The sequence below is a fragment of the Nocardiopsis sp. LOL_012 genome, from assembly GCF_048060475.1.
Taxonomy (GTDB): domain Bacteria; phylum Actinomycetota; class Actinomycetes; order Streptosporangiales; family Streptosporangiaceae; genus Nocardiopsis.
The window spans coordinates 44,439-53,688 of record NZ_JBHMIV010000037.1 but is presented as its reverse complement, the minus strand read 5'-3'; the positions used below and the strand labels follow the sequence as shown (position 1 = coordinate 53,688).

Sequence of the window (9,250 nt, the reverse complement as noted above, 5' to 3'; positions counted from 1 at the left end):
GTTCCAGGGTGGTGCCGAGGTCGAGTCGGGCTTGACGTAGCGGGCTCGGGTGGGTGGTGGGTGGCCTCAACGCACCACGTCCTCGGAAAGGGGGGTTAGGGGGCGGGTGGGGGGTCGATGGTGGTCTCTCGGACGAGCGGGGTCGACACCAGCTTGTCGCACACCGCCCTCCAGCCGGGGTGGCGGTCCACGAGCGTGTACCCCTGGGGTGGGTGGAACCCATCCAGCATCCCGTCCAGGTCCTGGGCGGTGAACCCCGCGTACTCACGTACCCGTCGGATCGGCATCGCATACCCCACCTGTTTGCCGTCACGGGCCAGGTAGGGCTCCACGGTCGCGCCGTTGCCGGGCCGCATCCGCTCGGCGATCTGCGCAATCCGCTCGGGGGTGTCCTCGATGGCCGGGGCCAATTCGATGACGGCGCACAACCGGGAGACGGGGGCGGTGAGGTAGACGAACCACTGGGTGGGGGCTCCGGTGAGGAACCGCCGCCGGAACTCGTGGGTCTTCTCTCCTCGCCACATGAGTTCGTACCACTGGGCGTCCAGAGCCATCACCACCGGCACCGGGTCAGGTTCGGGTGCGGTGACGTCGAACAGCGGCTCGTCCACAGGGGGCTCCTCACTTCACGGGGGCGTGTGGGGCCACAGTAACCACCCCAGGAGTGGGGCGCAGGCACTTGCTGAACTCGCCGCCGAGTTGTTCACCTCGCCCCGACAAGGCGTGGACAGGTGATGAACAAGAAGGCGGACAACCGATGATCTGGCCCAAACCCGGCTCGGGAGTGACCCTGAAACCACCTGCCGTCACCGGTTGGAGGTCACCGTGCACCACCACCCTTCCACGATCGGATTCCCCCGAGAAACTGGCTCCCGTGAGCGTCGAACCCTGCTCACACCCCACCTGGCCCACGCCCTGACCGACGCCGGGTTCCGCCTCGTCGCCGAGCCCGGAATCGGCGACGGGATCGGTGTGAACGACGCCGACCTGCCCGGGGTGGAGTTCCGCCCGGCCGACCGGGTGTGGACTGCGCCGCTGGTGCTGCGCTACAAGCCCGGCCCGCCCACCGACCTTGCCCACCTCCACCGTGGGCAGGCCGTGGGGGCGATCTTCCACGCCGAAGGCGACCCGGACATGATCACCGCGTTGGCCCAAAGCGAAGTGAAGGCGTTCAGCTACGAATTCCTCCACGAACACGGACGCTTCCCGCTGGCAATGGCGGGCGGGCAGATCGCCGGGGTCCAAGCCGTGCACCTTGGAACCCACGCCCTCCAACACCCGCAAGGGCGCGGGGTTCTCCTGGGCGGTGTGGACGGCGCTGAACCGGCCCGCGTGGTGGTCATCGGGAACGGAAACGTCGGCACCGCCGCTGCCGCCACCGCCGCCCGACTGGGAGCCGATGTCACGATCCTGACCCGCACCAGCCGTACCGCCGCCACCTACGAACGCCAGGCCCCTCCCGGGGTGCACGTGGCGGTCAACACCCCCGACCGGCTTACCGAACTCCTGGCCAACGCAGATCTGGTCATCGGCGCCATCCTCATCTCCACCCACACCACCCCACCGATGATCACCCGCGCCCATCTGGCCACCATGCGGCCGGGCGCGGTGATCGTGGACGCCACCTGCGGGTACGGGGACGGCTACTTGCCCACCGCCGGCCCCGTCCAGAACTCGGGGGACCCGCCGCGTGTGGTGGACGGCATCGTGCACGTCAAGGTCGACGTGCTACCCCGCTTGGTGCCGATGACCGCTTCGCACGCTTACACCCGGGCCGCGGCCCCCTACCTGGTGCGCCTGGCCCGCCACGTTCTCCATGGCGTGAAGGACCCTGGGGCCGAGAGCGCGCTGATCGCCGACAAAGGGGCGTTGGTGCACCCGGTGGTGCGCGAGCACGCCGACCGGTACCAGGCGGGAGCGGCAGCATGAGCGCCCAGGCCGAGCGGGTGGTGGACTCCTACCGGCACCGGGCCGCCTGGATGCGTGCCGAAGCCCGCCCGACCAACCCGCACCTGCTGTCGAAGGCGTTGGACGGGGCCACGCACGTGACCGAGTTCCCGTGCGGGGCGGGCCACTTCCTGGACGCCTACGCAGCTGCGGGGGTGCGGGTGCGGTTGGTCGACGCCAGTTGGCCGATGCTCACCGTTGCCACACACCACGCCCGCGAGGCCGGTGTGGTCGAACTCGCCCTGGGGTGCCACTTCCTCCACCAACTCCCGAACGTGAGCGATGAGGACCTGGTGGTGGTGCCCAACGCGGCCCTGAACCAGCTCGTAGCCCAGACACCGTTGCCAAACGTGTTCACCTTCCTGCGCCAAGCGGTCCAGCCTGGTACTCGCCTGCTCCTGCAACACCTGGCTGTCGACACGCCGGGGTGCGGCTTCTACACCCCCACCCTGGTCGACGGCCACCAGGTCCGCGACCACCGTTTCCGTGCGCTCGACGGCCAGGAAGTGACCCGCTACCGGCGTCAACACCACACCCAAGACCGCAGCCGGGTACGGATCGAGTTCACCTACACCAGCCCCGGGCAGGTGGACCACACCACCCGCGTTGATCTCGCTCTCCCGTCCGCGGACAAGATCGAGGCCGTGCTCACAGACACCGGATGGGACACCACCCACGCCCACACCCGATCCGGGTTCTGTGAAGTCCTCGCCACCGCAGGAGGCAGCCGATGAACCGGCCGCGCACGGTACTGGACGCCAACGCCTACTGGAACACCTACTACGCCGACACCTTCCGCTTCGGACAGGGCACCGAACACATCCTCGACCTGCTCCTGAACGTTCCGCCCGTGCGCACCTGGACCGACCTGGGCGCCGGTTCCGAGAGCCTGCTGTGGGCCGCTGCCCTGGACGCCCACCACCTGACAGCGGTCGACGCCGACCTGGAGCGGTTGGCCACCCTGTCCGCGTTCGCTCGCACCGGCCGCCCCCGGGGCGTCCACGAGGTGGCGCTGGCCCTGTGCGACCGCGACGTCGACACCTTCGCTCACCGGTGCCGGTCCCTGACCAGCACCCTGGTCGCCGACTGCCTGACCGGTGACCGGCTTCCGCCCCGGGTACTCGGCGCGGACCTGCTCACCCAGTTCGGACTTTTGGGCCTGAGCCGCGACAGCCGTCACTTCACTGACGCCTTCAGGCGACTTCACCAGCATCTGCCCGGAGACGGCTGGGCGGCCGGAGCCAACTGGGTCCCCGCCCAGCCCAAAGACCGCGTGCATCTCACCCGCGACCTCTACCAGAACGCGGCCCACACCGCTGACCTTGACCTGCTGCACCTCGAACGCGTCCCCAGCACTGACTCCCAGTTCCCTTTCGTCTGGATCTACCTCGCCCGGAGGATGCCATGATGAACCGCCCCCCGACCCCCGGCCTGTACTTCGCACCGGTCGGGATCGCGCACCTGACCGACTCCAACACCGACCTGATCCGTGCCGCCGCACAAGGCCGCACTCAGCTGCGGGTCACCACCGCAGCCCAGCTCAACGGCCACCCGCACCTCGGTACGGTCACCACGATCATGGCCGTGTTCGCCCTGACCGCCCACATGGCCGACGAACTCGGCCTGCCCGCCACGATCATCTTCGACAGCCTGGAAAACGCCCCCGCCGAGCACGTCACCATCGACGGTCGCCACTACACCCGCAACGTGCAGGACCTCATCGACGGCGGTGTCCTCGACGGCGTTGAGCGCTCTTCCGGGTTCAGGCGTCTGCTGGCCTGGGCGTCGGCACGTAGCACCATCGGCTGGCAGGAACGCCCCTATGCCACCTACCAGGAACTCGCCCCTGTTCGGGCGTGCCTGCACACCATCGCCACCCGCCAGAACGAGTTCGCGCCCGTCCTGGCCCCCGCAGATGGGCGTATCCGTATCCGGCCTCGCTGCCCCCAGTGCCGCCTGATGGACAAGGACGCCCACCACCTAACCATCCGTGCGGGAGCCGGGATGGTGTTGCTGGACTCGGCCTGTCCTCACCACGGCCCCTACCAGGAAGTCATCCCGGTAGCGGGCCGCGGCGGCTGGTACGACGCCAACACCCCCGTCCGGTCGGTGCAGAAGGTCGCCCTACTGGCGGCCGAACGGGAACTGTACGACGCCTGCTCGGTGAGCATCGACGGCCCCGACTGGGGTGGGGCGTGGTTCGCGCACGTCATCGCCCCCGCGTTGGCCGTGTTGGGGGTGCCGGTGGCCGACTGGCCAGTGAGCGTGTTCACGCCGATGGTGCTCGACCGTACCGGCGGCAAGCTCTCCAAGTCGCTGTACGTCCGGTACGGGCGCGAGTACGCCGACCTGCCCCCGGCCTTCCTCGACCTGGACCTGCTGTTGGACACCTACGGCGAGGACGCTCTGGAAGCGCTGTGGCAGGAAGCGGTGCGGTGGGCGGCCGAACCGCGCCGATTGCACCGCTCCTACACCGTCGACCACCTGGCCGCTCTGATCCCCGGTGCTCGGATGGGAGAGGTCGCATGATCTGCGCCGCCTTCGATCTGCTCGACTGCGCCCACCCTGATCCCACACCCGACGACCTCGTGGCCGCCATGCGCGCGAGTGTCGACCTGCTGGGGGTGCACGCCTTGGCGGAGCTGTCGGTGCCGTTCGTCCCGCATGGGCACACGGTGGTGATGGTGTTGGCCGAGTCGCACCTGACGGTGTCCACGTGGCCGGAGTACCGAACGGTGCAGGTGGACCTGGTGACCTGCCGTGCCGACACCGACCCGCAGAAGGCGCTGCGGCCTGTGGTGGAGCTTCTGGGCGCCGGGGACGTTCGCGTGCAGCGAGTCCAGCGGGTGGACCCCCGACAGGGAAACAGGAACACGAGCGACCGGCTGACGACACCCCTGACCGTGCCTGGCTCCGGGTGTGCCCCGCCCTGGGTTTGAGAGACCGGAACTGGCCGAACGTGTGATCCACACCACCCGAATTGTTACCGTTAGCGTCCGCGCGAACACGATGACGAAGGAGTCGATGTGCCCCGTCCCGAACCCGCCGCCCTGCGTGAAGCCATGGTGGATGCGATCGCGGCCAAACGCGCCCTGATCGACATGCCGCCCCTGCCGCCCCAGGTGGAAAAGGCCCTGCGGACGGTGCCGCGCCACCCCTTCCTGCCCGGCCTGGACCTGGGCGAGGCATACGCCGACCAGGCGGTGGTGACCAGCCGCGACGACGACAAAGGGGTGGCGCTCAGCTCGGTGTCGGCACCCAGCATCGTCGCCACGATGCTGGACCGCGCCGACCTGGCCCCCGGTATGCGGGTGTTGGAGGTCGGCTCGGGTGGCTACAACGCCGCGCTGATCTCCCATCTCGTCGGCCCCGCCGGAGAGGTCACCTCGCTGGACATCGACCCCGAGGTGATCGACCGGGCCAGGGCCTGCCTGGAACAGAACGGCACGCCGGGGGTGCGCCTGGTCGTGGGCGACGGCGAGCACGCCTTCCCCGAACGTGCCCCCTACGACCGCATCATCGTGACCGCCGGGGCATGGGACGTGCCCCCCGCGTGGGGTTCACAGCTCGCTGACGGCGGCCGACTGGTCATCCCCGTGCGCATCCGGGGCCTGACCCGCCTGCTCACCCTCCAACCCGCACCCGGTGGCCGGTGGAAGTCGGTGGCGCTGGACATGTGCGGGTTCGTGCGGATGCAGGGCGCGGGCGAGCACTGGGAACCCATGGTCACCCTCCACGACGCCGACGGCGCCCAGGCCGGGTTGCGCCTGGAGGACGGGCCGCACGCGGACGCCGAGGCGTTGCGCGCCGCGTTGGCCGCCCCCGGCGTCGAAGCCTGGTCCGGGGTGCACGTGGGAGCCCAGGAACCCACCGACGCCAAGGACCTGTGGATCGCCTCAGCGGCCGACGGGTGGGCGCAGCTGACCGCCCAGCGCGGCGCCGTCAAGAACAAGGTGGTGCGCCCCATGGTGCTGATGGGCACCCCGGCCCTGGTCAGTGAGGAGGGGACCAGCTTCGCCTACCGGCTGCTGCGCCCCCACCCCGAACTCGAGAACCGGTGGGAGTTCGGCGCCCTCGGGCACGGCCCCCAGGGGGCGGCCACCGCCGAACGCCTGTGCGCGCTCATCGCCCAGTGGGACGCAGAGCACCGGGGCGGCCCCGGCCCGCGCATCACCCTGTACCCCGCATCCACACCGGCCCGCGACCTTCCCCCGGGACGTGTCGTGACCAAGCGGCACGTCCACATGGTCCTGGACTGGACCACCGCACCCCACAAGTAGAGGAGAGCCCCGTGGCCACACTCACCGTGGCCCCACCCCTGACGGGTTAGTGCCCGTCAGCCGCAACCACACGGCCACTCACGGCGACCCGTTCGACCTGGACCTGATCGTGAACGTGCCGGTGGTCGATGACCTAACACGGTCCGCCACTCACGACGACCCGGACTGCGGGTTGCTGGAAGGCGCGGCGGGAACCGTCTTGGCGCTGACCACGGCGGCCTTCGGCCCCGCCCTTTCGCGTTGGGACGGGTGCCTGGCGATCTGAGAGCAGTGGCTGAGAGGTGATGGCTGAGGCCGCAGATCGGTGGTGTGCTCCCGTGACGGGCCGCTGCCCCTGCCCGTGTTCGGTCACGGCTTCCGCGTCCGGGCGCGGTTACGCTGGAAGGCGTCGCAATGGAACCGGCCCCTGCCAGTACGGGTGGCAGGGGCCGGTTCGCTTCTTCAGCGGCTGGTGCGCACCGAGGTCAGGAGCGCGGTCCACTCAAGGGCGGGCACGTCGAGGTGCCCCAGCTCGCGGTTCTGGGTGTCGCGCACAGCGGTGGTGGCACCTTCAGCGACCTCCACACAGTGTCCTGTGTTGCCGCTGTAGCTGGACTTGTGCCAGTCCTTCACGTTCTTCTCCTCACAGCGATGCGATGAAGTCGAGGCTTTCAGCCGGTGAGAGGGCCAGGCTGCGCAACGCCCCGAACTGCTGGTGGCAGTCTGCCACGATCCGGGCGTCTGTGATCACCTGCCCCGATCCCGGGGTCTCCGCGTACACAAGAGACTCCGCGTGAGTCATGGTCAGTAGCACCAGCGATCCTTCCATCGCCGCGTGAGCACCACGGTCGAATGGCAGTACCTGGATCTGCACGAACGGCCATTCAGCCGCCTCGATGAGGGCCTTGTACTGCTCCCTCATCACGGACTTTCCGCCTGCGGTCCTTCGCAGAGCTCCTTCGTCCACCACGAAGAGCGCGAGCGGTGGCCGGTCACGTCTCAAGATCTTCTGCCGGTCCAGACGGGCCTTCAAAAGATCTTCGATGCTGCGGCGGGACGGAGGAGGGAAGGCTGCCCCCATGACAGCTTTCGCGTAGCCCTCAGTTTGGAGAAGCCCGGGGATCGCTTGGGCCTGAAACTCGTTGATGACCTGGGCTTTCGCTTCGAGTTCAACGAACTTCTCCAGCCACCACGGTTGGGCTTGTTTCGCTCCGGGCCACAGGTTCAGTAGCGCGTTGTGGGCTTCCAGGGCCTTATCGGCCAGCTCGGCGAACTGTTTGGAGGGTCTGCGATCGCCTCGCTCAATGGCGCCGACCTGCTGTTTTGATGTTCCTGTCGCTTGACCCAGGTCTTTTTGCGACATATCGGACAAATTTCTCAGGCGTCGGAGTTCATTCCCAAACTGAGCGATGGCCGCGCTCTCGGGTAGGGAAGTGCGACTTGGCATGACCCCAGGGAACCACAAAAAACCACAACTGGATACGTCTTGGCGAACCTGGGATTCAGAACCTGGCTACATCTAGAGAAGGTATTTCCTGTTCAGGCAGGGTGGACTTCAGGAACCAAGAGAGCAAGAACTCCGAACTTTCGAGTAGTGCGGATGCCCTGTTCCTTGGGGGCTGTCAGAGCAGCCGATCACCAAAGAAGAAGAGGGACGGGACAACCCCCGCCAAGAAGAACGCCCCGAACCCGAGGCACCGGGTTTCAGGGCGTGTATGTCCCACCCGTAACCAGGTTGAGGTGAGACCCCATGCAGTCTACGGCCCCACACACCGGGCTTCCACGCCGGTTGTGCGCAACCCCCACCACGTCGGGCCTCCTGCTCGGCCCCGACCCGCACCACATCGGGGCGGCCCGACGCTGGGCGGTGCAGGCCACCCGCACCCGGCCGGGCCTGGCCGAGGATGTACGGATCGTCGTGTCGGAGCTGGTCACCAATGCGTTGCGGCACAGCGCCTCGGGCCTGCCCGGCGGCCATGTGCTCGTCGAACTCGAACGCACCCACCACTTGGAGCTGCGGGTGACCGACGACGGCCCCCGCCCCGGCACGGCCGCCACAGTCCCGACCGTGCCCGACCAGGACCCGCTGCGGCCGGGAGGGCTCGGACTGCGCCTGGTCGAGGCCGTGTGCACCCGCTGGGACTGGACACAGACCCCCGACGGCCGCACCACTGTCCGAGCGGTCTTCCACCGATGACCACCCGACCGGGGCGGACCCGGTGACAGCAGCCGGATGTCCGCCCCCCTCACAGACACACCGCCGAACGAGAAGGGACACCGGCCGTGACGGTCCTGTTGTGCGGGCACTGTGGCAGCCCCCGCCACAGCGGAGCCCCCGCCTACCGCTGCACCTGCATCCCCGCCCACGTATGGCAGGCCCCGGAAGCGGCCCGCGCGGTGCGCGCCCTGAACCTGTCCCAGGTCATCCAGTACCTGCGCCGCCACCCCGACACCCGCCACCTCTCCCAATCAGCGCTGGCCCAGATGTGCGGCCTGTCGCGGGCCGCGGTCTCCCGGCTGGAGAACGGCGCCACCGCCACCCGCATCGACCGCGCCGTCACCGCCCTGGCCGGGCTCGGAGCACCCGGCGTCCCCGGCGAGATCCACCAGCCGCACCTGGACGAGGACCCGCCGCCCCCGGCCGGCCCCCGCGACGACCACGGTGTGCCGTGCGTGGTCCTCACCAGCCCCGCCCCCATCCGCGTCCACGTCCGCGACCCCGACCAGGACCCGCCCGGTCCGAACGACGGACCTGTCGGCAGCGTCGTCCTCGTCGCCCACCCCGACGACCCCTGCCTGGTCGTCGACCACGGCACCGCTTGGGGCGTCACCAACACCGGCCACGGGGCGACCGCCTGGTTCGCCCTGCCCACCCACTGGACCCAAACGCCACACCCCCCAGATGACGCCCCCGAGCAGCCCTCCGAGCCTCCCGATCCGTCCCGGAACCAGCACCGAACGCCTGCCCTGCCGCCCGGGGCCACCTGAACCGGTGCGGCGGGGACGCACCCGCCCGCCCGGGTTTCCCCCGCCGCACCACACCC

The 9,250-nt window shown here is 69.2% G+C and carries 12 protein-coding genes; 9 read left to right on the top strand and 3 right to left on the bottom strand.

Annotation, left to right across the window (positions count from 1 at the left end; translation table 11 throughout):
- Nucleotides 1–95 precede the first annotated feature (95 nt).
- Complete coding sequence (locus tag ACFHWE_RS20070) at nucleotides 96–611, bottom strand: hypothetical protein (protein ID WP_416603245.1); 516 nt, start codon at nucleotides 609–611, stop codon at nucleotides 96–98.
- A gap of 214 nt (nucleotides 612–825) precedes the next feature.
- Between ACFHWE_RS20070 and ACFHWE_RS20065 the strand changes: the two genes are divergently transcribed.
- The 7 genes from ACFHWE_RS20065 (at nucleotide 826) to ACFHWE_RS20035 (ending at nucleotide 6,492) form a co-directional block, all read left to right on the top strand.
- Complete coding sequence (locus ACFHWE_RS20065; RefSeq protein ID WP_416603243.1) at nucleotides 826–1,929, top strand: NAD(P)-dependent oxidoreductase; 1,104 nt, start codon at nucleotides 826–828, stop codon at nucleotides 1,927–1,929.
- Nucleotides 1,926–2,681 (top strand): methyltransferase domain-containing protein, encoded by a 756-nt coding sequence (locus ACFHWE_RS20060; protein ID WP_416603242.1) that lies wholly within the window; start codon nucleotides 1,926–1,928, stop codon nucleotides 2,679–2,681. Before ACFHWE_RS20065 ends, ACFHWE_RS20060 begins: the two co-directional genes overlap by 4 nt.
- Nucleotides 2,678–3,355 (top strand): hypothetical protein, encoded by a 678-nt coding sequence (locus tag ACFHWE_RS20055; RefSeq protein WP_416603241.1) that lies wholly within the window; start codon nucleotides 2,678–2,680, stop codon nucleotides 3,353–3,355. The genes ACFHWE_RS20060 and ACFHWE_RS20055 overlap by 4 nt, the downstream gene beginning before the upstream one ends.
- On the top strand, nucleotides 3,355–4,476 hold the full coding sequence (locus ACFHWE_RS20050; RefSeq protein WP_416603240.1) for a hypothetical protein: 1,122 nt from the start codon (nucleotides 3,355–3,357) through the stop codon (nucleotides 4,474–4,476). The genes ACFHWE_RS20055 and ACFHWE_RS20050 overlap by 1 nt, the downstream gene beginning before the upstream one ends.
- Complete coding sequence (locus ACFHWE_RS20045; protein ID WP_416603239.1) at nucleotides 4,473–4,886, top strand: S-adenosylmethionine decarboxylase family protein; 414 nt, start codon at nucleotides 4,473–4,475, stop codon at nucleotides 4,884–4,886. Before ACFHWE_RS20050 ends, ACFHWE_RS20045 begins: the two co-directional genes overlap by 4 nt.
- 87 nt (nucleotides 4,887–4,973) lie before the next feature.
- Nucleotides 4,974–6,227 carry a methyltransferase, FxLD system gene (fxlM, locus tag ACFHWE_RS20040; protein ID WP_416603237.1) on the top strand — a complete coding sequence of 418 codons (1,254 nt, stop codon included), beginning with the start codon at nucleotides 4,974–4,976 and terminating at the stop codon, nucleotides 6,225–6,227.
- Nucleotides 6,228–6,276: 49 nt separating this feature from the next.
- Nucleotides 6,277–6,492, top strand: coding sequence for a hypothetical protein (locus tag ACFHWE_RS20035; RefSeq protein WP_416603236.1), 216 nt, complete (start codon nucleotides 6,277–6,279; stop codon nucleotides 6,490–6,492).
- A 176-nt stretch (nucleotides 6,493–6,668) separates the two neighbouring features.
- Here ACFHWE_RS20035 and ACFHWE_RS20030 read toward each other — a convergent pair whose 3' ends face one another.
- On the bottom strand, nucleotides 6,669–6,839 hold the full coding sequence (locus tag ACFHWE_RS20030) for a DUF397 domain-containing protein (protein ID WP_416603235.1): 171 nt from the start codon (nucleotides 6,837–6,839) through the stop codon (nucleotides 6,669–6,671).
- 10 nt (nucleotides 6,840–6,849) lie between these two features.
- Nucleotides 6,850–7,653, bottom strand: a complete 804-nt coding sequence (locus ACFHWE_RS20025; protein WP_416603234.1) for a helix-turn-helix domain-containing protein — start codon at nucleotides 7,651–7,653, stop codon at nucleotides 6,850–6,852.
- 303 nt (nucleotides 7,654–7,956) lie between these two features.
- Here ACFHWE_RS20025 and ACFHWE_RS20020 point away from each other — a divergent pair, with 303 nt between their 5' ends.
- A complete protein-coding gene (locus tag ACFHWE_RS20020) occupies nucleotides 7,957–8,403 on the top strand; it encodes an ATP-binding protein (RefSeq protein WP_416603233.1) in 447 nt (148 codons plus the stop codon).
- Between the two features lie 86 nt (nucleotides 8,404–8,489).
- Nucleotides 8,490–9,194 carry a helix-turn-helix domain-containing protein gene (locus tag ACFHWE_RS20015; RefSeq protein WP_416603232.1) on the top strand — a complete coding sequence of 235 codons (705 nt, stop codon included), beginning with the start codon at nucleotides 8,490–8,492 and terminating at the stop codon, nucleotides 9,192–9,194.
- The last annotated feature ends 56 nt before the right edge of the window (nucleotides 9,195–9,250 follow it).